The 20,209-nt window shown below is 69.1% G+C and carries 21 protein-coding genes and 2 pseudogenes; 7 read left to right on the top strand and 16 right to left on the bottom strand.

Annotation, left to right across the window (positions count from 1 at the left end):
- On the top strand, window positions 1–126 hold the full coding sequence (locus tag Q9G87_RS52020) for a hypothetical protein (protein ID WP_305924124.1): 126 nt from the start codon (window positions 1–3) through the stop codon (window positions 124–126).
- A 72-nt stretch (window positions 127–198) separates the two neighbouring features.
- Here Q9G87_RS52020 and Q9G87_RS52015 read toward each other — a convergent pair whose 3' ends face one another.
- From Q9G87_RS52015 to Q9G87_RS51990, 6 genes and pseudogenes are all read right to left on the bottom strand, one after another.
- Entirely contained in the window at window positions 199–369 is a 171-nt protein-coding gene (locus Q9G87_RS52015) for a hypothetical protein (RefSeq protein WP_305924123.1), read from the bottom strand.
- A 91-nt stretch (window positions 370–460) separates the two neighbouring features.
- Window positions 461–940: pseudogene (locus Q9G87_RS52010) on the bottom strand (transposase); the annotation flags it as partial.
- A 7-nt stretch (window positions 941–947) separates the two neighbouring features.
- Entirely contained in the window at window positions 948–3,050 is a 2,103-nt protein-coding gene (locus Q9G87_RS52005; RefSeq protein WP_305924122.1) for an ISAzo13 family transposase, read from the bottom strand.
- Between the two features lie 55 nt (window positions 3,051–3,105).
- Window positions 3,106–3,876, bottom strand: a pseudogene (locus Q9G87_RS52000) (IS256 family transposase); the annotation flags it as partial.
- A gap of 563 nt (window positions 3,877–4,439) precedes the next feature.
- The gene (locus tag Q9G87_RS51995) at window positions 4,440–5,453 is read right to left on the bottom strand and encodes a hemolysin family protein (protein WP_305924121.1); all 1,014 of its coding nucleotides are present in this window, start codon (window positions 5,451–5,453) and stop codon (window positions 4,440–4,442) included.
- Window positions 5,450–6,814, bottom strand: a complete 1,365-nt coding sequence (locus tag Q9G87_RS51990) for a hemolysin family protein (protein ID WP_305924120.1) — start codon at window positions 6,812–6,814, stop codon at window positions 5,450–5,452. Before Q9G87_RS51990 ends, Q9G87_RS51995 begins: the two co-directional genes overlap by 4 nt.
- Before the next feature lie 278 nt (window positions 6,815–7,092).
- Here Q9G87_RS51990 and Q9G87_RS51985 point away from each other — a divergent pair, with 278 nt between their 5' ends.
- Both Q9G87_RS51985 and Q9G87_RS51980 read left to right on the top strand, forming a co-directional pair.
- The gene (locus Q9G87_RS51985) at window positions 7,093–8,091 is read left to right on the top strand and encodes an ion transporter (RefSeq protein WP_305924119.1); all 999 of its coding nucleotides are present in this window, start codon (window positions 7,093–7,095) and stop codon (window positions 8,089–8,091) included.
- A gap of 266 nt (window positions 8,092–8,357) precedes the next feature.
- Window positions 8,358–9,371 carry a sporulation protein gene (locus tag Q9G87_RS51980; RefSeq protein ID WP_305924118.1) on the top strand — a complete coding sequence of 338 codons (1,014 nt, stop codon included), beginning with the start codon at window positions 8,358–8,360 and terminating at the stop codon, window positions 9,369–9,371.
- A 46-nt stretch (window positions 9,372–9,417) separates the two neighbouring features.
- Here the strand turns inward: Q9G87_RS51980 and Q9G87_RS51975 are convergent, their stop codons facing one another.
- The 4 genes from Q9G87_RS51975 to mihF form a co-directional block, all read right to left on the bottom strand.
- On the bottom strand, window positions 9,418–10,596 hold the full coding sequence (locus tag Q9G87_RS51975; RefSeq protein ID WP_305924117.1) for a glycosyltransferase family 4 protein: 1,179 nt from the start codon (window positions 10,594–10,596) through the stop codon (window positions 9,418–9,420).
- Window positions 10,593–11,357, bottom strand: a complete 765-nt coding sequence (locus Q9G87_RS51970; RefSeq protein ID WP_305924116.1) for a sulfotransferase family protein — start codon at window positions 11,355–11,357, stop codon at window positions 10,593–10,595. The genes Q9G87_RS51975 and Q9G87_RS51970 overlap by 4 nt, the downstream gene beginning before the upstream one ends.
- A 190-nt stretch (window positions 11,358–11,547) precedes the next feature.
- Window positions 11,548–11,817 (bottom strand): GlsB/YeaQ/YmgE family stress response membrane protein, encoded by a 270-nt coding sequence (locus Q9G87_RS51965; RefSeq protein WP_305924115.1) that lies wholly within the window; start codon window positions 11,815–11,817, stop codon window positions 11,548–11,550.
- A gap of 431 nt (window positions 11,818–12,248) precedes the next feature.
- Window positions 12,249–12,560, bottom strand: a complete 312-nt coding sequence (gene mihF, locus Q9G87_RS51960) for an integration host factor, actinobacterial type (protein WP_305924114.1) — start codon at window positions 12,558–12,560, stop codon at window positions 12,249–12,251.
- A 187-nt stretch (window positions 12,561–12,747) separates the two neighbouring features.
- On the opposite strand from mihF, the gene Q9G87_RS51955 reads away from it, so the two are divergent.
- Complete coding sequence (locus tag Q9G87_RS51955; protein WP_305924113.1) at window positions 12,748–13,332, top strand: recombinase family protein; 585 nt, start codon at window positions 12,748–12,750, stop codon at window positions 13,330–13,332.
- Here Q9G87_RS51955 and Q9G87_RS61090 read toward each other — a convergent pair.
- Both Q9G87_RS61090 and Q9G87_RS51950 read right to left on the bottom strand, forming a co-directional pair.
- A complete protein-coding gene (locus Q9G87_RS61090; protein ID WP_371825966.1) occupies window positions 13,323–13,712 on the bottom strand; it encodes an NUDIX domain-containing protein in 390 nt (129 codons plus the stop codon). The genes Q9G87_RS51955 and Q9G87_RS61090 overlap by 10 nt on opposite strands.
- 213 nt (window positions 13,713–13,925) lie before the next feature.
- The gene (locus Q9G87_RS51950; RefSeq protein ID WP_305924112.1) at window positions 13,926–14,324 is read right to left on the bottom strand and encodes a hypothetical protein; all 399 of its coding nucleotides are present in this window, start codon (window positions 14,322–14,324) and stop codon (window positions 13,926–13,928) included.
- A 90-nt stretch (window positions 14,325–14,414) separates the two neighbouring features.
- Here Q9G87_RS51950 and Q9G87_RS51945 point away from each other — a divergent pair, with 90 nt between their 5' ends.
- Complete coding sequence (locus Q9G87_RS51945) at window positions 14,415–15,206, top strand: helix-turn-helix domain-containing protein (protein WP_305924111.1); 792 nt, start codon at window positions 14,415–14,417, stop codon at window positions 15,204–15,206.
- 414 nt (window positions 15,207–15,620) lie between these two features.
- Here Q9G87_RS51945 and Q9G87_RS51940 read toward each other — a convergent pair whose 3' ends face one another.
- From Q9G87_RS51940 to Q9G87_RS51925, 4 genes are all read right to left on the bottom strand, one after another.
- Entirely contained in the window at window positions 15,621–16,187 is a 567-nt protein-coding gene (locus Q9G87_RS51940; protein ID WP_305924110.1) for a carboxymuconolactone decarboxylase family protein, read from the bottom strand.
- Window positions 16,184–16,783 carry a TetR/AcrR family transcriptional regulator gene (locus Q9G87_RS51935; RefSeq protein ID WP_305924109.1) on the bottom strand — a complete coding sequence of 200 codons (600 nt, stop codon included), beginning with the start codon at window positions 16,781–16,783 and terminating at the stop codon, window positions 16,184–16,186. The genes Q9G87_RS51940 and Q9G87_RS51935 overlap by 4 nt, the downstream gene beginning before the upstream one ends.
- Before the next feature lie 109 nt (window positions 16,784–16,892).
- A complete protein-coding gene (locus Q9G87_RS51930) occupies window positions 16,893–17,747 on the bottom strand; it encodes a cytochrome c biogenesis CcdA family protein (RefSeq protein ID WP_305924108.1) in 855 nt (284 codons plus the stop codon).
- Window positions 17,748–17,811: 64 nt separating this feature from the next.
- Window positions 17,812–18,423 carry a TlpA family protein disulfide reductase gene (locus Q9G87_RS51925; RefSeq protein WP_305924107.1) on the bottom strand — a complete coding sequence of 204 codons (612 nt, stop codon included), beginning with the start codon at window positions 18,421–18,423 and terminating at the stop codon, window positions 17,812–17,814.
- Window positions 18,424–18,831: 408 nt separating this feature from the next.
- Here Q9G87_RS51925 and Q9G87_RS51920 point away from each other — a divergent pair, with 408 nt between their 5' ends.
- Together Q9G87_RS51920 and Q9G87_RS51915 are read left to right on the top strand one after the other, a co-directional pair.
- Window positions 18,832–19,485, top strand: coding sequence for an MIP/aquaporin family protein (locus Q9G87_RS51920; RefSeq protein WP_305924106.1), 654 nt, complete (start codon window positions 18,832–18,834; stop codon window positions 19,483–19,485).
- A 27-nt stretch (window positions 19,486–19,512) separates the two neighbouring features.
- Window positions 19,513–20,082 carry a ferritin-like domain-containing protein gene (locus Q9G87_RS51915; protein WP_305924105.1) on the top strand — a complete coding sequence of 190 codons (570 nt, stop codon included), beginning with the start codon at window positions 19,513–19,515 and terminating at the stop codon, window positions 20,080–20,082.
- Window positions 20,083–20,209: the final 127 nt, after the last annotated feature.

Raw genomic sequence — 20,209 nt, 5'->3', positions numbered from 1 at the left:
GTGGCGGCCCTGGTCGGCGATCCCGGCGACGAGGTCGACCTGTGGGCGATCGCGGGCTGGGCCGTCAGGCTGGCTTGGGTCTACTTCGCGGTAAGGCCCGGCAGAACAGCCAAACTCGAACGTTGACGCGCGAGGGCGGATCCCCGAGCAGGGTTGCATCGTCGATGCTGGCGGTCGAACGGCCGGTGTTGTTTCTGGTCAGTCGGGGCCGGCCATGTGCAGCAAGAGGGCGATGCCGGCGATGGTCAGGATGACGGCGATCAGCATGATGACCGCGGCGGCCAGGAGTGCGCGGCGCCATCCGGCGGTGACCTGGTGGCGGGCGCCGTGGGCTGGTGTCGTGGTGTGGGTGCGTTTGGGACGTGCCACAGGGCGACGTTAACAGGCGTGGGCGCGCGCCTGGGTCACGTCCACGGACGTGGTGTATGAATCGATCTTCGCGTGATCCTGTTTCTGCAGGTTAAGCGGTAAGTGTCTGCGGGAGTGGGTTCTGTGCGGGTGTGTCGCCGGGGATCACGTGGATCCGGGCTTTGGCCAGGACGTCCAGGCCCATGTAGCGGCGGGCTTCGACCCATTCGTCGGTCTGCTCGGCGAGCACCGCGCCGACGAGGCGGATGATCGCCGCTCGGTCGGGGAAGATGCCGACCACGTCGGTGCGGCGGCGGATCTCCTTGTTCAGCCGCTCCTGCGGGTTGTTCGACCACAGCTGGGACCAGATCTCGCGGGGGAAGGCGGCGAAGGCCAGCAGGTCCTCGCGGGCGGCGTCCAGATGCTCGGCGGCGGCTGGGTGTTTGGCCTGGAGTGTTTGCACGACCCAGGCGTGCTGGGTGCGCACGGAGGCGGCGTCGGGCTGGTCGAAGATGGTGCGGACCAGGGTGGCCACGAACGGCTGTGCGGACTTATTGACGCAGGTCAGAAGGTTGCGCAGGTAGTGAAGCCGTAAAAGATCAAGTTGTCGGCGTGTCGTGGTTGTCTGGCACTGCGGCAAGCAGATCGTCCGCAGTGCGGTATCGGATGGGCGCGGCGGTGGGAATGTGGCCTGTTTGCTGGAGCAGGGGCCGCGTTTCGCGGATGACGTTGCCGATGGAGGATCTGCAGACATCGCCCAGAGCATCGGTCAGAACCTCCATGGTGCAGAGTTTCCGCTGGTAGAGGATGGTCAGCAGGACGCGTTCGCTATTGCTGATCTTCTGGGGGAAGACGCCGGATCTGGTCCCGGATTGGCGGGGACCGCCTCGCCGCTGGTAGCCGAGGCGCTCGCCCTGAGCGACTTGCGATGCGGCGAGGCGTTGGGTGAGCAGGCGAAGTTCGTCGCGGGTGAGCCCGGTCAGAACCGGGTGGGACAGCCGGTCGATGATCGCGGCTCGTGCGGGGCGCTGGTCGGTGTCTAGGAAGTCGAGGAGAGCGGCGGGTTTGGTGAAGCGGACCTGCGCGGTTCCGGCGTGGTGGCCATGGTCTTCCAAGACTCTGCGGGTTTCCTTCACCAGGTCGGCGATGCAGGTATCAGTGACCTCCAGCAGGTCCGCCAGCACCTTCATGGAGCAGACCTGCCGCTGGTAGAGCAGGGTGAGCAGGAGGCGGGCCGCGTCGTCGAACAGGGGTTTGACGCGTAGCTTGCCGGTGGCTCGCCGGGCCCGGCCGCCGCGTTGCCGGCTGTGTCGTTCCTGGGTGCGGGCGGCTTGGGCCGGAGCGAGAATGGCGGCCAGCTGCTTGAGCTGGGCCGGGCTCATGCCGGTCAGGAGAGGGTTGGCCAGCCGGGCGAGCATGGCCTGGCGCCGTTGCGCGGGTCCTTGGCTCTCGCCGACGGGTCGATCCGGGCTGGACTCATCGGTGGATGCGGGGTGCAGCGTGTAGTTCCAGCTGCCGTGGGTGGCGTGCCGCTCCAGCGGCAGGGCGGCGAAGCGTTCCTTGCTGATCGCGACACCGGTCGGGTAGTCGCCGGGGTCCAAGACGGCCTCCACCCGGAGCCCGCCGCTGGTGCGGGTGGCGGCGATGGTGTTGACCACCACCTCATGGCTGGTCAACGGCCTGCCACGCCAGTTGAGGGTGATGTGGGAGAACAGCCGGTGCTCGATCTTGTTCCATTTTGAGGTGCCGGGAGGGAAGTGGCAGACCGTGATGGCCAGCCCGGTCTCGGCGGCCAGTGCGGCCAGTTCGCTCTTCCAGACGCGGTAACGGTAGCTGTTGGAGCCGCCCGCGTCCGCGGTGATCAGCAGACAGCCGGCGTGCGGGTAGTCTCGGCTGCCGCATGCTTTCCACCAGCGGCGGATGGACTCCACGGCGAAAACGGAGGTGTCGTGGTCGACGCCGACGTTCACCCAGCCGGTGTTGCGGGTGAGGTCGTAGATCCCGTACGGGATGGCCTGCTCCACCTGCGGGCCGGTGAAGAAGCTGTGGTCGACGACCTGGACCGGGTCGCCCTTCGGCCGCCACTCGCGGCCGGCGTTGGGCAGCAGGCCCAGCTGTTCCCGCTTCTTGGTGTCGACGCTGATAACAGGCTCTCCAACCGTCTGGTGATGTTTGACCTGCTCATTGATGTAGCGGAACTGGGCGTCTCGATCCGGATGCTGCGTGCCCTCCAAGGTCTTGCGCGTGCCTTGCAGGCTGAAGCCGTTGCGGCGCAGCAACGCGCCGACCGTCGGTGCCGAGACCGTGTGCCCCTGCCGCGTCAGTTCGTCGGCCAAGTGCCGCAGCGACTTGGTCGTCCACCTCAGCGGCGACTCTGGATCTCCTCGCTCATCGGGTTCTACCAGGGCTAATAGTGCAGGCACCAGGCCTGGGTCGTGCTCAGCCACCGGCTTGCGTCCACCTCCAGATCGTCGGACGCGATCATCCGGCGAGGGACGCAGTCCGCTTTCGAGTTCGAAGACGCCTTTGCGCACGGTGGTTTCGCTGACTCCGGCTGCCCGGGCGACAGCTCGGATGCCGCCGTGTCCCAGGAGCCGGGCCTCGGTTCCGAGCATCAGCCGCTGCTGTCGTTCGTTCAGGTGTGGGAGTAACGCCTCGAATTTCCGCGCCAGCTGCTCGCGGACCTCGGTGGAGATCGCCATACCACCTCAACGACCTCAAGATCAGAAAGCAACGCCTTATTTCCTCACAGCTTCAGTGGGTGCGGCATCTTTGCCAGGAGGCGCCAGGCAGGGTGGCGCCGATCGCAGCGACGAGGCCGGCGTGACAGTCGGAGATGACCAGTTGCACGCCGGACAGGCCGCGCGCGGTCAGGCTGCGCAGGAAGGCCAGCCAGCCGGCGCCGTCTTCGGCGCTGGTGACGTCCAGGCCGAGGATCTCGCGCCGGCCGTCGGCGTTGACCGCGGTGGCCACCAGGCAGTGCACGTTGATGATCCGGCCGCCCTCGCGCACCTTCTGCGTCAAAGCGTCCAGCCAGACGAAGGTGTACGGGCCGGCGTCCAGCGCCCGGGTGCGGAACGCCTCGACCTGCTCATCGAGCACCTTGGCCATCTGGCTGACCTGGCTTTTGGAGATGTGCTTGATGCCGAGCTGCTCGACCAGCTTGTCCACCCGGCGGGTCGACACGCCGAGCAGATAGGACGTGGCGATCACGCTGATCAGCGCCTGCTCGGCCCGCCGCCGACGCTCCAAAAGCCAGTCCGGGAAGTACGAACCCGATCGCAGCTTCGGAATCGCCAGCTGAACCGTCCCCGCCCGGGTGTCCCACTCGCGCTTGCGGTAGCCGTTGCGGGAGTTGGTCCGCTCGCCGCTGCGCTCGCCGTATGCGGCGCCGCACAGGGTGTCGGCCTCGGCCGACATCAACGCTTCGGCCATGGTCTTCACCATGGATCGCAACAAGTCGGGGTCGTCGGTCTCGATCTGCTTCGCCAGCCACTGCTCGGGCGTCACACTGGGATCTACGGCCATCGCCTGGTTCTCCTTCGAATCTTGATCTTTGCTACTCGAAGGATCACGCGATGGCCGTCTTCATTTCACGACGCCACGCCTGTGACCAGGTCAAACTCGTACACCACTCCCGTGGACGCAACCCGCGCCTGGCCGGTTGTGGCGTGGCCTCGCCAGGAGAGTGTCGGCTTCGGTGATCAGGCTTGCTGCGCCGATCCGTGCGCGATCAGGGCGGGATGGCGTTGAGGAGACAAGCAAAGTCTGCGGCGCGTACGTCTTGGGGGGTCGAAGCGGCCTGCGGCTTCGCTGACGGCGCACCCCCGGGAGAGGCCTGAGCCGAGCTGCCCGAGGCCGGGAAGGGAGGGCTTGCGCCGCCCACGAGCGGTGGCGGGCACGCAGACTGGAGGCTGTCATCATCGTCGAGGGAAGGCGGCGTGTTTCGCGTGCTGAAGGGTGGGGCGAGGCGCGGGCTGATCCGCGCTCCCGCCGTGGTGTTATGGCTGCTGGTGTGGTCGCTGAACCTGTATGAATTCCTGCTGGCGTTCTGAACCCCAGTTCAAGCAGCCGAGGGCCGGGCAGTGCGTTCAGGCGGGCACCAGCAGGGTGGTGAGCAGGTCGTCGAGGCTGACGATGCCCGCGGTGGTGCCGTCGTCGGCGCGGATGAGGGCGATCTGGCTGCGGGCGGCGCGCAGCCGGGCGACGGCGTCGGTGACCGAGGTGCCGGGCGGGAGTGCCGGGATCCGGTAGGCGAGCTGGGCGGCGGTGACGTCGGTGCCGCGTTTGCGGGCCAGGTAGGCGTCGCGGATGTGCACCACGCCGGCCGGGTCGGTGGGGGTGCCGACGATCAGGCGGGAGCGTTGCGCGCGTAGGCAGGCGTCGATCACCTGCTGGGCGGTGGCAGTGGCGGGCACCGCGATGATCTGGCCGGGTGAGGTGATCAGTGGGGTGATGTCGGCGTGGGGGGCGCGCAGGGCCTGGCTGAGCACGGCGTGGTCGTCGGCCTCGATCAGCCCGAGCCGGCGGGATTCGGCCACCAGGTGCTGCAGCTGCTCCGGGGTGCGCGGGTTGGCGCCCTCCTCGCGCGGGCGCACCTTGAACAGCCGCAGCAGGCCGTTGGTGACCGCGTTCAGTGCGCTGATCAGCGGGCGTACCAGCAGGGTGAAGCCGCGGAACGGCAGCGCAAGGAGCGTCGCCGAGCGTTCGGGGTGAGCGATCGCCCAGGATTTCGGTGCCATCTCGCCCAGCACCATGTGCAGGAACGTCACGACGGCCAGCGCGATGACGAACGCCACCGCGTGCGCGGCGGCCTCGGGCAGGCCCACGGCGTGAAAGAGCGGGGTGAGCGTGCCGGCGATCAGCGGTTCGGAGACCACGCCCAGGCCGAGCGAGCACAGCGTGATGCCGAGCTGGGCGCCGGCCAGCATCAGTGACAGTTCCTTGATGCCGGCCAGGGCGGCGTCGGCCGCTCTGCTGCCACCGGCGGCGGCCTTCTCCAGCCGGTGGCGCTTGGCGGCGACCAGGGCGAACTCTGCGGCGACGAAGAAGCCGTTGCCGATCAGCAGGACCAGGGTCAGCGCCAGGCCGATGGACAGGTTCACGGCTGCTCCTCGCCTTCCCGGCCATCGTGGCCGTCGGGGCGGTGGGGGGTGAGGCGGACGCGCTCGGGGACGTGCCGGTCCAGCGTCAGCACCTCGATCCGGGCGTGGGTGGCCGCGCTGGGGTCGAGGGTGGCGGGTAGTTCGGCGGTGACGACGTCGCCGGGGACGGCGAAGCGGCCGAGCCGGTGCAGGATGAGCCCGGCCAGGGTGTCGTACTCGTCCTCGTCCGGCAGGTTCAGATCGGTCTCCAAGGCGATCTCGTCGATGCGTAGGGCGGCGTCCAGCTCCCAGTCGTCGCCGCGCCGCAGCACACGGGGCGTCTCGGCGTCGTTCTCGTCGGCAATCTCCCCGACCAGCTCTTCGGCCACGTCCTCCCAGGTGACCAGGCCGGCCAGGCCGCCGTGCTCGTCGACCACGCAGGCCACCTCCTCACCGCGGGCGTGCAGCTGGGCGGCCAGGTCCGGCAGGGACAGGGAGAACGGCACGATCAGCACGTCGCGGGTGATGTCGGCGATGCGCGTGGTGGACGCCTTCTCGGGCGGTACGGCGGCCGCGTCGCGCAGGCTGACCAGCCCTGCCACGTCGTCCAGGGTGGCGCCGAGGACGGGGTAGTGGGTGTGGCCGCGTTTGGCGATGAGCTCGTCCAGCTCCGCCACGGTGGCCGAGGCGGCGACGGCGACCACGTCGGCGCGGGGCACCATGACTTCTTCGGCGGTGTGCTCGGAGAAGGCCAGGGCGCGTTCCAGGACGTCGGCCTGGCTGCCGGGCAGGTGGCCGTGGGCTTCGGACTCGCCGATGATGTGGCCGAGCTCTTCCAGGGTGGCGCCGTGGTGCAGCTCTTCGACCGGTTCGATGCCGACGGCGCGCAGCAGCTTGTTGGCGGCGGTGTCGAACAGTTTGATGATCGGCCCGGCGATCTTCAGGTAGAGCAGGGTGGAGGTGGCCAGGGCGCGGGCCAGCGGCTCGGGCCGGGCCAGGGCGAGGTTTTTCGGGGCCAGCTCGCCCAGCACCATCTGGATGATCGTGGCCAGCGCGAAGCCGACCGCCAGCGCCACCGCGCCGACCATGTCGGCGGGCATGCCGAACGCGGTCAGGGCGGGGGCGATCAGCTCGGCCAGGGCCGGGCGGGCGATGAAGCCGACCACCAGCGCGGTGACGGTGATGCCGAGTTGCGCGCCGGACAGCATGAACGACAGCCGGCCCATCACCTTGACGGCTTTGGCCGCCTTCTTGTCGCCCGCGGCGGCCTGCTGCGACAGGGCGAGCCGGTCGGCGCTGACGTAGGCGAACTCCTGGGCGACGAAGTAGCCGGTGGCCAGCGTGAGCAGGAAGATGGCCAGCAGGCCGAGCGCCACACTCATCGGCCCCGCCCCCGTCCTGGCGATCGGTCGCGCGTGATCGGTCTCCTCGGGTCCGTTGACACGGACGCCACCACCGTTCCCTTCCTGTCCTTACCAGTGCGTGCGCCGGCACGTGAGGCGCATGCGGGCAGGCCCGCCCGCATGCGCTGCGATGGACGCTAGCCGATCGGCGCACGCCGGCCGCGACCGGGGCACATCACCCGGGGTAACGGGCGATGCGTCGGCAAAGTGCCGGATGTGATCGATGCCTCACGCCTGCCCTGCTACGGGCCGTTCCCATGCACGCCTACGATGATCAACTGGTGATCAACCATTGTGGTCCTCGGAGCAGGGAGCTGTCGCAGTTGTCGGGACAAGAACGCGTTCGCCTCGTCCTGGAACACCGTCTCGTGCAGCGGGCGATCATCGCCGTCATCGTGATTAACGCCATCACCATTGGCATGGAGACCAGCTCCCATCTGATGGAGCGCGCCGGCGGCCTGCTGCACGCCGTCGACAGGATCGCGCTGGCGGTCTTCACGACTGAGATCGCCGCCCGGCTGTATGTCTACCGCCGCGCCTTCTTCTCCGATCCGTGGAACTGGTTCGACACCGTCATCATGGCGATCGCGCTGGCGCCCGCCTCCGGCCCGGCCTCGGTGCTGCGGGCGCTGCGGATCCTGCGCGCGCTCAGGTTGGTCTCGGCAGTGCCCAGCATGCGCCGCGTGGTGGGCGCGCTGCTGTCCGCGGTGCCGGGCATGGCCTCCATCATCGGCCTGCTCGCTCTGATGATCTACATCGCGGCGGTGATCGCCACCGCCCTGTTCGGCGAGGTCGTGCCCGAACGCTTCGACGAGCTGCCCCGCTCGCTGTTCACCCTGTTCCAGATCATGACCGGCGACGACTGGGGCACCGTCGCCAAGCAGGTGATGGCCCACAAGCCGTGGGCGTGGATCTTCTTCATCGCCTACATCCTGATGTCCACCTTCGTCGCGCTGAACCTGTTCATCGCGGTCGTGGTCAACGCCATGCACGAGAACCAGCCCTCCCCGGCCGAAACCCAAACCCAGGCCGAACTGCAGACGCTGCGGCAGGAACTGGCCGCCGTCAACGCCAAACTGGACCAGCTGCTGACGCGCGAACCCTCCGCCCTCGCCTCTCCTGCCTCCACCGCTACTACCTCCACCGCTACTACCTCCACCGCTACTACCTCCACCGCTACTGCCTCCACTGGGAGCCCGCTCAGCGGTGCGCCGCCCGCCAACGGCCACACTCCGCCACCCGCGAGCCACAGCTGACCACCGCCGCCCGGCAATAAGCGGGCATGGACGCGAGCATGGACGCGAGGCGCCACCGGCGTGGCGACCGGTCACCGCCTCCAAAGGTGGGGCCCTCGCTCGTCTCCCGCAACCGGGGGATGAACCCCCCCATATCTTGGCCATTCGACTCTTTTCGGGGCAGCCTCGGGGGAAGGTTGTCCTCACTGCTGGAACCCTGCACTCCCCTTGATCGTTTAGGCGGGCGGCATGACCATGCCGCCAATCGTCGACAGGGAGAACAAGTCGTGGTCTTTAAACGGATGCTGGGCGCCTTCGGTGTCGGCGCCCCCTCGGTGGACACCGTCCTGGCCACCCCGCAGATCCAGCCGGGCGGCATGCTGTCCGGCGAAGTGCGCCTGGCCGGCGGCGACTTCGACGCCGAGATCGAGCACATCACCCTCGGCCTGGTCGCCCGGGTCGAGATCGAGCACGGCGACGGCGAGGGCGCCGGGCTCGGCGAGTTCTCCCGCGCCCAGGTCTCCGGCCCGTTCACCCTGCGCAAGGGCGAGAACAAGGTGATCGGCTTCCAGATGCCGGTGCCGTGGGAGACCCCGATCAGCGAGATCGGCGGCCGGCACCTGACCGGCATGGCGCTGGGCGTGCGCACCGAGCTGGCCATCGCCAAGGCCGTCGACAAGGGCGACCTGGATGAGGTCGCGGTCGAGCCGCTACCGTCCCAGCTGCGCATCCTGCAGGCGTTCCTGGATCTGGGCTTCCACTTCAAGTCCGCCGACCTGGAAGCGGGCCACCTGTACGGCGTGCACCAGGAGCTGCCGTTCTACCAGGAGATCGAGTTCTACCCACCCGCCCCACACCACGGGGTCGTCGGCGAGGTCGAGCTCACCTTCGTCGCCGGCCCGCACGGGCTGGAGGTAATCCTCGAGGCCGACAAACGCGCCGGCCGCTACTCCGGCGACGCCATCGGCCGCTTCACCATCAGCCACGACGACGCCCTGCACACCGACTGGCCCAGCGAGCTCGACCGCTGGCTGTCCGGCCTGACCCAGTACGGACACGGCAGTCATCACAGCAGCCACCACGACGGCCACAGCGAACACTACGGCGACCACCACGGCGGCTACGGCCACCCGCAGCACCACGGCCACCACGAGCAGCACCACGAGCACCGTAGTGGCCCGGGCTGGGGAACGGTGGCCGCGGCCGGCGCCGCCGGCGTAGTCGGCGGCCTGGTGGCGGGCGAGGTCATCGAGGAGATCTTCGAAGGCGATGAGGAGGAAGGCGGAGACGGCGACTGGTAGCAGACCAGTCCGGCGCCCAGCCCGCTGACCGAGCCGCAGCACTCGGTCAGCGGGCCGCCCAATAATCGTCGGCGATCGGCTCGCCGCTGAGCAGGGCGGCGAACAGGTCCTCCCACAGCGGCATCACCATCTCCGGCGTGTAGTCGAGCGCCGTTTCGGCGGCGGCGGCGCCCAGGCGCCGTCGCAGCTCGCCGTCACCCATCAGCCGCCGCAATGCTGCGGCCAGCGCCTCGACGTCGCGCGGCGGCACCAGCAGCCCGTCCTTGCCGGGGGTGAGCACGTCGGCGGGGCCGGTGAGGCAGTCGAAGGCGGCGATCGGCAGCGCATGGCCCATCGCCTCGATCATCGCCATCGGCAGCCCCTCGATCCGAGAGCTGAGCGCGTAGATCGACGCCCGTGCCAGTTCCTCGTGGATGCGGTCGCTGCGACCCATCAAAGCGATCCGCTCGCCCATGGCGTGCTCGTCGATCCGCTCCTGCAGGCGATCCTGGGACGGGCCGGTGCCGAAGATGCGCAACCGCCACCCGGGATAGTCCGCGGCGACGGCCGCGAAGGCGTCGATGAGCATGTCGAAGCCCTTTTGCGGCACCAGCCGGCCGACCGCGATCACGATCGGGTTGCTCTGGTCGGAGTGCTTGCGATCGTCCATGTGCACCGCGTTGGGAATGCGTACCACCGGCGTACGCGCCAGCAGCGCCCGATACTCGGCACAGCTGGTCTCGGTCAGCACCACCACCGCGTCGAAACGACCGTAATGGCGGCTGATCTGGTCGCGTACGGCCGGGTGGTAGGCGGCCAGGTTCATGTGCTCCTGCGCCACCCGGATCACCCCTTTGCCCGCGCGGCGGGCGGAGATGAGGTTCAGCGCCGGGCGGGTGGTGACCAGGATGCCGTCGTGCAGGCCGGACACGTAGTCGATGACCGCCGTCTCGACCCGTTCGGTGAAGTACTCGGCGGCGAACTCCCCGTACGGCACCATCTTGCCGCGGGCCCGCCGCCACACCTTGCGGGCGAGTGAGTCGGCGGCAACGCCGTCGCGCTGGTCCACCAGCGCAGACAAAGCAACCCGCTTGTCGATGGCGAACTGCGGCTTGGTCCGCCGCCGCACCACACTGACGATCTCGACCTCGTGACCGGCCTCGGCCATCGCATTGGCCTGATTGACCACCGTGCGGATGGTGCCGCCCATGCCGTAGGCGTGCAGCAGCATGTAACGGATCTTCACGGCAGGTACTCCCAGGTCCGGCACATGTCCTTCAACACGTCGGGAATCTCCTCGGGCCGGGGCAGACCGCGGCCGGGCTGCACCGCGCCAGAGCGGATCTTGTCCTTCCAGTCACCGAGCCCCTTGACCGCCACGTCCGGCCGGCCATAGGAGAGCATCTCCGGCGCCCACGCCAGCTGCAGGAAGTCACAGATCGCGCGGCTGGTCTTGTCCGGCTCGGCGGTCAACTCCTCATAGCGCACCGTCAGCCCCGGCAGCGCGCTCCTGGCCCGCTCGGTCGCCTTCATGTAGCGCAGCGCGTCGGCCGCCGCCTCCTGCGGGGTGCGCTTGTCCGGGCTGGCCTCGTGCCAGGAGGTCGCGATCGAGGCCGGGTGGCGCAGCAGGAACACGAACCGGGCGTCCGGCCAGCACGCCGCGATCCGCTCATAGGCGAAGGCGTTGGCCGGCGTCTTGTCCACGATGAACCGCTTGCCGCTGCGCACCAGCTCGCGATGCAGCACCCGGTCCCACAACAAGTGCTCCAGATCGGCCAGGTTGTGCCCGAGCGCCGCCATCGCCTTTTCCGCCAGCCCGGTGCCGAAGCCCACGTTCAGCCGGCGCACGTGCTCGTGCGGAGCGTGCAGGTCCGGGTGGGCGTTCAGCATCGAACGCAGCAACGTCGAGCCGGACCGGACGGGGGAGAGGACAAACACAGGGGCGGTAAGCAGACGGTCGACGCCGGGATCGGGCGGAGGCCGGAGGGTCACCTCAGCGGTCTTCATCGGTCGCGACGCTGCTTGCCCTGCTTTCCCTACCCGTTCGACTCGGAATCCGGTGTACCTGGCCAGCGCGCCGTTGATCCTGCGCTGCCACATCATGGAAGGCGAGGTTACCGACCCTTTCTGGAGGTTGACTGAGAATCAGCAACGGCCACGGGCAGATGACCCGCGGCCGTGCTTGCGCCCCCGTGCTCTACTCGCGGCGCCTGCCATACAGGCCCGCCGTCAGCGAGACCCCGAGCGCCGCCAGGGCGACCTGGATGCCGAGTTCGATCCAGTCGATGCCCCGGGTGTCGGCCACGCCCAACCTGGCCGCGATGCCGGTGCCGATCAGCGCCGCGCCCACGCCGATCAGCAGCGTCAGCCAGATCGGGATGCGCTGGCGGCCTGGTATGACCAGCCGCCCCAAGGCGCCGATCACCAGGCCGATGATGATGGCGGAGATGATGCCGGTGATTTCCACGCTGCGACTCCCGAACGTTCGGCGATCGACCTTCGCCCCGCCTAACGAACCACGCCACGCACGCGGTTCCTCACAGCAGGCGCCCGTTGCCGGCGCATGCGGCGTCCGCGCTCGGGGCGCCGCATGCCCAACCAACACGTGGCCGGCCTCTCCCCCTCCACAGAGGATCCGGCCACCGGCACGCTACCGCTCGTATCAACATGATCACCACCTGTAACGGCAAGTTGGATATGAGGACTGGCTCGCGGCCGCCCCGCGAGCGCGGCTTCTTGCCGACGGCGACCCCGGGGCGCCGCGGCGCGGCGCCTGGTCCTCCTCATCTCGGCGGAACGCAGTTACGGCACTCCGCAGTGGAGACAGGTCCCAAGGCCCCAGCGCGGCACCAACGAATCGGTGTGGATGCGGGCCCACGCCCGGCTGATCTTCGGCGATCAGCCAACTAGCGCCTGCAGCAGACGCTCCCGCTGTTGCCTGGTCAGTCCGCCGACCCGGCGCTTCTCAGCCACCCCCGACACGGCCATCAGCGCCGCGACCCTCGCCGGCCCGAAACCGGGAACCGCGCGAAGGACCTGCGCCACCCGGGTCTTCTTCACCAGTTCCTCGCCGCTACGGCCGAACACCTCCGCCACGCTGGTTGTCCCGGACTTCACCCGGGCCAACAGCGCGCTACGCGCCGTGCGAGCCTCGGCCGCCTTCTCCAAGGCCTTCGCCCGCTGTTGCGGCGTCATCGTCGGCACTGCCATCACATCTGCCCTCCCACCCTGTAGATCGACTGCTCGAGCTCCTGCCTCGATCGCCCCGATGCAGGTCAGCAGCCATCATCGCGCAGAGTGTCAAATCGGTGACAGCAACTCCGGTTCATCGTTCCAGTCTGGGATGCCAATACCTCCAGGCGCCCTGACCCCCTACCCGCGACGCCACGAGGAGCCGATGGGCCGCACGATCGCCTACGCGCGGGTTTCCACCCGCGACCAGAACCCGCAGCTCCAGCTCGACGCCCTCGCCGAAGACGGCTACGACGTCTTGTTCAAGGAGAAGGTCTCCAGCCGTCTGCGCGGCGACCGTCCCGAATTCGCCGCCGCCCTGGCCGCGCTGTCCCCCGGCGACACGTTGAAGTTCTGGAAGTCCGACCGGTGGGGCCGCTCGGCCGCACACGTCCTGACCGTGGTGACCGAACTGCGCGAGCGCGGCGTCAAGGTCGTGTCCCTCACCGAGAACTTCGACCTGGACACCGAAGAAGGCCGCTTCATGTTCGCGGTCCTGGCCGCGGCCGCCGAGTACGAACTGGAGCTGCGTGCCGAGCGCCAGGCCGAGGGGATCGCCGCCGCCAAACGCCGCGAAGCCACCGGCGCCATGCTGCCCGGCAAGAAGAAGACCGGCCGGCCGCGCGCCATCGGCCCCGCTGAGCTGGCCACCCTGCGCCGCCTGGTCGACGACGGCGTCTCGGTCACCGAGGCCGCCCGCACGCTCAAAATCGGGCGCTCCACCGCATACGAGGCGCTGGCTCAACGCTGAACAGCGGCTACGCTGTCCCGCGGCCCGTTTCTGTCAGTGTGGCACCCGATCGAGTCGGGGCGGATCCACTGCAGCCCGCTGCCCTCGTTGCGCTCGGTGGGGGTCTGACGGCACCCCATCGACGCTCCCCCCGTACCGTGGTGGGGACTGCGCACCATCCCAACGACTGGCTCAAACGTGACCAGATGGCGCAGGTACTTGACGGCAACTCCCACTTCCTCGAGGACCTCGCGCTGTGCCGTCACGGCGGAGTCCTCGCCGTCCTCCACCAGGCCGCCGGGCAATTCCCAGTTCCACAGGTCTGGCGCGAATCGATGCCGCCACATCAGGCCGACGTGCTCCCCACTCCTCGTCAAGGAGCGCAACCATCGTGGCCGCACGCATAGTCACGACGTGGTGCTCGAACCGACGACCAGCCGACGGCTCGACGTCAACCAGGCTCAGCCGAACCCACGGCGACGAATACCGGTCACGCTCACCGTGGACAACCCCCACATGTCGGTCGCCCCGTTCAGCGACCCGTTCAGCAACACGCGTGGATCCTGCGAGCCGCTCGGTCGGCCGCGGACCGTGGGGCATGCGCTCACAAGACGCTACGCAGGTAAGGCGCGGGACGACCTCGAGCCTGCGCCGCGCGAGGCGAGGAGGAACCCGGCAGCGAGCAGCGGGTCGGCGACGACGGCGACCCACGCGAGGCCGCCGACATCCCCGGTGGCCAGCCCCAGCAGCGCCACGATGCCCTGCACGGCGAACCACGTGGCCACGGCCAGCAGGGCGGCGCGCTCCGGGCTCGATCGACGAGCGATGCCGATGATCGCGACGCACAGCGCGGCCGTGGCCGACACCGCGTACCGGCGCACCAGGAAGGCAGTCGCGGCCGGGCCGTCGACATCCAGCAGCGAGCCCAGCATGCTCGTGGGAAGCACCGCCAGCGCCACGGCGACTCCACCGGTGAGTACCGCTGCTGCCACCAACACGCGTCGTGAGTTCACGACACCAGCGTGAGACTCCAGGGGAATGCTGTCGATTCCCTCCGAGGGAATCGTGCCCGGGGAATCGTGGTCAGCCATACGCTCGACGTCATGAACGATGCCGACAACGATGCCGGCGTCGGCGCCGGACCGTTCGGGAGGCAGTTACGCCGGTGGCGCCGCGCGCGCGGACTGACGCAGCTCGCGCTGGCCCAGCGCGCCTCGACCACCACGCGGCACGTGTCGTTCCTGGAGACCGGGCGCAGCCGCCCCCGCGTGGAGTTGGTGCAGCGTCTGGCCGAGGCCCTCGGCCTGCAGCCCCGCGAGCACAACGCGCTGCTCGAGGCCGCCGGGCTGCCCGCCCGGTTCCCGCAGCGGCCGCTGGAGGACGACCAGCTGATGCGCTACAGCTCCGCGATCGACTCACTCCTTCGACGCCACGAGCCCTTGCCGGCCGCGGTCGTCGACAGGTACGGCGCCGTCCTGCGCGCCAACGCGGCGTTCGAACGCGTGACCCCCGGTCTCGTCGGGCTGACACCCGAGGAACTGGTCGACCGCACCTTCGGGCCGGGGCCGTGGCGGGATGCGATCGAGAACTGGCCGGAGGTGGCCACCTCCTGGCTCACACGACAGCGACACGAGGCCGACCGGACACGCGATCGGCGGCTGCACGCACTCCTCGAGCGGGCAGCGGAACTGATCGGCCCGTTGCCGCCTGGGACCGTCACCGACGACGGCCCGATGACGTGCGCCCGGGTACGGATCGGTGACGACGTGCTCGAGCTCTTCGTGCTGGTCGCCCGGTTCGACTCCACTCACGACGTCACGCTCAGCGAGCTGCGGGTCGAGCTGATGTACCCCGGCAACGAGGCGGCTGCTCGCTGGCTCGGCGTCGACGGCTAAGGACTGAGCGACGCCGGCTGGTCGAGCCGGTTGAGCTCGGCCGGACGTGGAGGCAGCAGCAGTCAGGAGCCGAGTCTCGGCAGACCTGATCAGGTTGGCAGGTGGAGCCGCCGCCACGCATCTGTCCGACTTTGACCAGCTCCACGGATCCGCCGGCCGCGTACTGACCATCACCGGCGTGGACGCGCAGCTGCCCTGGCGCGCCGCCGTCCAGGAGGCCATCAGCGCTGTCTTGGCTGCTCACAGAGGTGGAGCTGGGTGAGGGTCACTGCGGGTGATAGCCCCCCGACAAGGTCTTTCGCGCCCGCTGAAAGACCGGTCAGGGATCAAAGCACCTTCTCAACCCCGTAGACCTGACGATCGGCGGGTGCCGCCCGGGCGCCCCGGGCGGCACCCGCCACAAGGTGTGGACGGTCAGGGCGTCGCCTGCTCGCGGGTCCACTCCTGGTCTTGCCAGGCCGGGTCCAGCGGGGTGTGGGCGATGTGGTTGGTGTAGTTCGACAGCGTCTTCATCCCGACGCCCAGCACGATGTCCAGCACGTGGCGGCGGGTCAGACCGGCGGCCAGGAACGCCTCGATCTCGTCCTCCTCCAACCAGCCGCGCCGTTCGACCATCGTCTGGGTGAGCCGCCTGACCGCCTCCAGCGCCCGGTCCTGCAGTGGCTTGCCTGCGCGCAGGGCGTCGACCGCCTCGTCCGGCATCCGCGTCCGCAGGGCCAAAGTGGAGTGGGCGGCCACGCAATACTCGCACCCGTTGACCACGCTGGCGGTGATCAGCACGACATGCTTGGCCGCACTCGACAGTGAGGAGCGGCCGAACTGCTCGGCCAGCGCGTTGTAGCCGGCCAGCAGTTCGGGCGATTCGGCCATCACCCCGTTCAGCGTGGTCACGAACCCCATGCGCTTCTTGGCCGCTTCCAGCATCGGGCGCGCCGCCTCGGGGGCGTCGCTCTCGTCGTACATCCGAAAATCGATCATCATCTCTCCTCAGTGCGGGTGAAACCATCCAGGACGGCGCGCATGCCTGCCAGCAGGTCGGCTGCCTCGGCTCCGGCCCGTGAGCGCAGGTTGACCCCGTAGGCCAGCAGCGCCAGCGTCTCCGCGCCCGCCTCCAGGTCCAGGTCAGGACGTACCTGTCCGCGCTCACGGGCCGTCTCCAGCGCGGCGTGCATCGCGGCCCGCAGTGCGGTGTGGTGGGCGTCCAGAACCTGCTGGATCTCGGGGATCTCACGGGCGGCGCTGGTGTGGGTGTTGGTGACCAGGCAGCCCCAGCGGGCGTGCTCGCCGGTGCAGCGCGCCGCCACCAGCCGCTCGAAGAAGCCGGTGATGGCGGGCAGGCCACGCTCGTCGGTGGCCAGCGCGTCGAACACCGGCCGCGACTGCCGTTCCAGGTAGCGGCGCAGTGCGGCGGCCTGCAGCCGCTCCTTGCCGCCGAAGGTCGCATACAGGCTGGACCGGCTCAGCCCGGTGGCCTGCACGACCTCGGCGATGCCGGTGACGTCGGCGCCGCACTCCCAGAACAGGCGCACCACCTGGTCCAGCGCCACGTCAGGGTCGAAGTGCTTGACGTCCGGCACGTGCCATCCCCCTATCTTGGAACAGTCATTCCAAGATAGGGGGATGCGGCCTGGAAGGCAACCCAAGGTGGATGAGAGACACAGGCCGCGGCCTGCCGCCCCTGCGTCATCACTCAGGGGTGCGATCGCGCCGTCGTGCCTTGCGCAGGGCGAGCGCCCCGATGGTGAGCACGGCGAGCGTGACGATGATCGGGCCGGTGCCGAGTCCTGCAAGCCAGCCGGCGATGGTGGCTTGTACGGCGGTCGCGGTGCTCACGATCGGGTCGTCGGCGTCGGCTCCGGCGTAGACGCGCAGCTCGTACCAGCCGTAGTAGACGACGTACATGCCGGCGAGGGTGAGCAGGCCGCCGCTGGCTCTGGACACGTACGGCAGCAGGCGCCGCAGCCTGGCGACCACGGCGGCGCGGGCGAACGCCACCGCAAGCGACAGCACGGCGATGACCAGGCCCATGCCGAGCGCATAGGTCGCAAAGGCGGCCACGCCGCCGAGCAGCCCGCCGCCGGACAGGGACGCCGAGGTGACCGCGAGGAACGGCCCGACCGTGCAGGACAGGGAGGCCACCGCATACGACAGCCCGTACCCGTACAGGGACAGGGGTGAGGTGGTGGGGCGGCCGGTGGCCAGGCCCGGCAGGCGCAGCAGCAGTTCACGGCCGGACAGCAACCAGACACCCAGCCCGACCAGGAACGCGCCGATGGCCAGGGACGCCCATGGCAGGTAGCCGCCCACCGACACCGCCAGCGCGGTCACCGCGAGCCCGAACAGGCCGAAGATCGTGACGAATCCGGCGGTCATGGCCGCCGAAAGCATCAGCGCCCGTCCGACGGGACCGCGGCGTGTGGTCTCCTCATCGTTGATCAGCAGGGTGAGGTAGGCGGGCAGCATGGCGAAGCCGCACGGGTTGAACGCGGCCACGGTGCCGGCGGTGAGCGCCAGGGCGAGCGGGAGGTCGGCGGAGCTCACGCGGGCGCTCCCCCGCCGCGGGGTCCGGGCGCCGCTGCCCCGTCGAAAGGTCCGGGCACCGCCGTCACCCGTCGCGCAGCGCGCGGACGAGCTCGTCCAGCTGATCCTTGCCGAGCGGCCCGGACGCCTTGGCGGTGGTGCCGTCAGGCTTCATGAACACGAACGTGGACTGCTGGCTGACGCCCAGCTTCGTCCACACGGCTCCCTTCTCGTCCGAGAGATGCGGGAAGTTCTCCGTCTTGGTGCGCTGGACGAATTCCTTCATCGCCGCCTCGGTGTCCAGCCCGGCCACGCCGACGAAGGCGACGTCGCCGTACTGGGCGGCGGCGGCCTTGACGTGCGGCGCCTCGGACATGCACTTGGGACACCACGGCGCCCAGAACCAGAAGACCACGGGCTTGCCGGCCAGGCTCGCCCCCTGGAAAGTCTCACCGTCCAGCGTCCAGGCGGAGAACTCCAGCGCGGCGGGCACGGAACCTTTGCTCGCCGTCTCCTGCGACGCGGTCGGCTCGGGCGTTACGGAGGTCGAGGGGGACGCCGTCGGCGCGGAGGTCATGGTGGAGGTCACAGGGGCCGACGTGGTGCCGCTCTCCGCCCCGTCTTGCCCTGGCCCGCCGCACCCGGCCGCCAGCAGTGCTGCTGTCGCTATCGCGGCCGCGGTTCGTACTGGGATCATGCGATTCATCATAGAAGTGCTGCTCCGCGTCACTTCTTACAACCCGATGACGGCGAGGGCAGCCCGCACGACCGACTAGAAGCTGGTGCGGCGCCTTCCCTGGACACGCCAACGCGGCGGCCCTCAAGCTTCCACGGGCTGCTGGAAGGCACCGCCGCTTACCTGAACGTTCGTGCCGTCGGCCTATATGCCGATCGGCATGTGGGGTTTGGGGTGATTGAGCGTGCACATCGCTAGCGGACGCCGGGCCATCCTGCAAGGGCCCTCATGTCCGGTTGGCGAGCCGTAAAGAGCCGTAAGCGTCCGTAAGAAGCCCGCAATCTCCTCATTCCGAGGCTCATGGCACGCTCTGGATGCGCTGCCGCGGAGCGTGATCGGTCTCGGTCCCACAAGTGGAGAGGACAGTCCATGCGCCGCTACATCACGGAGTTCATCGGAACGTTCTTCCTGGTTCTCACGGTCGGTGCCACGGTCTTGACAAAGACGCCCCTGGCTCCCGTGGCCATCGGCGCCATCCTGATGGTCATGGTGTACGCCGGAGGACACGTCTCCGGCGCCCACTACAACCCCGCCGTGACCTTGGCCGTGCTGCTCCGCGGCCGACTCAACCTGGCCGACGCCGTCCCGTACTGGATCGCCCAACTGGCCGGAGGCATTCTCGCCGCGCTCACCGCTTCCTACATCGTCAATCCCGGCAGTGTGCCGGCGCTGTCGCCCTCGGGGCGGGAGCTGGGGGTCGCGCTGCTGGCCGAGGCGCTGTTCACGTTCGCGCTCGCGTACGTGGTGCTGAACGCGGCCACCAGCAGGGACCATCCGGGTAACAGCTTCTACGGTCTGGCCATCGGATTCACCGTGGCGGCCGGCGCGTTCGCGGTCGGCGGCATCTCCGGTGGCGCCTTCAACCCGGCGGTCGCCGTCGGCGCCGCCTGGATGGGGCTGTTCGCCTGGGACAAGATCTGGATCTGGCTCCTGGCCGACCTGGCGGGCGGCGCCCTGGCCGGGGTGGCCTTCCTCGCGCTCAACCCCAAGGAACGCGCCCCGCTGGAACCCTCCGCAACCTGACCGCCCGGAACCGACCCTGGAGCCGACATGATCAGCGCGCGCGAAGTCGTCGAGCAAGCGGGCCTCGATGTGAACATCCTGATCGACCGGCTCACCGCCGCCGCCACAGCGGAGCTGAGCGCCGTCTACCGCTACACGATCCTGACCGCTCATCCGCTCGGTTTCGCCGAGGAGGAACTACGCCAGATCCTCAAGGACATCCGCGATGAGGACCGCCGCCATTTCGACGCGCTCGTCGGCCGCATCTATGAGCTGGATGGAAGGCTCCCTGAGGACATCCGGCAGTTCCTGCAAGGCAGGCATACGCCGCCGGAGGACAGCTCCGCCGGCACATGGGATCCGGTGACGGCACTCATCGATGACGTACGACGCGCCGCCCACCCTTATGGTGATCTGTGCGGTCTCACTGAAGGCAGAGATCAACGCACCTTTGCCCTGGCCCAGGCGATCCGCAACGAGAAGGTAGAACACCAGGCGTGGCTGGACGAATTCCTCGGCACAGGCCCGCCTGGGCGCTTCCACCGCGGCTTCCGCGGACGCTCCCCCTTCCTGTCCTGTCTGGCCTCTGCTCCCGAGGGGAGCGGACCAACAGCGTGACCCTGCATGGGCGGTGGAGCGGCCGACTTTGAGGGTGCGGGCGGCTTCGGTGACCGAGATGCCGTCGTCGACCAGGCGGCGCAGGGTGGCCAGCTCGGCGGGGCCGATCGTCGAGGTCAGGCTCGAC

The sequence above is a fragment of the Nonomuraea turcica genome, from assembly GCF_030718205.1.
Lineage (GTDB): Bacteria > Actinomycetota > Actinomycetes > Streptosporangiales > Streptosporangiaceae > Nonomuraea.
The sequence above is the reverse complement of the archived record's forward strand: the minus strand, read 5'-3'. Positions and strand labels throughout refer to the sequence as shown.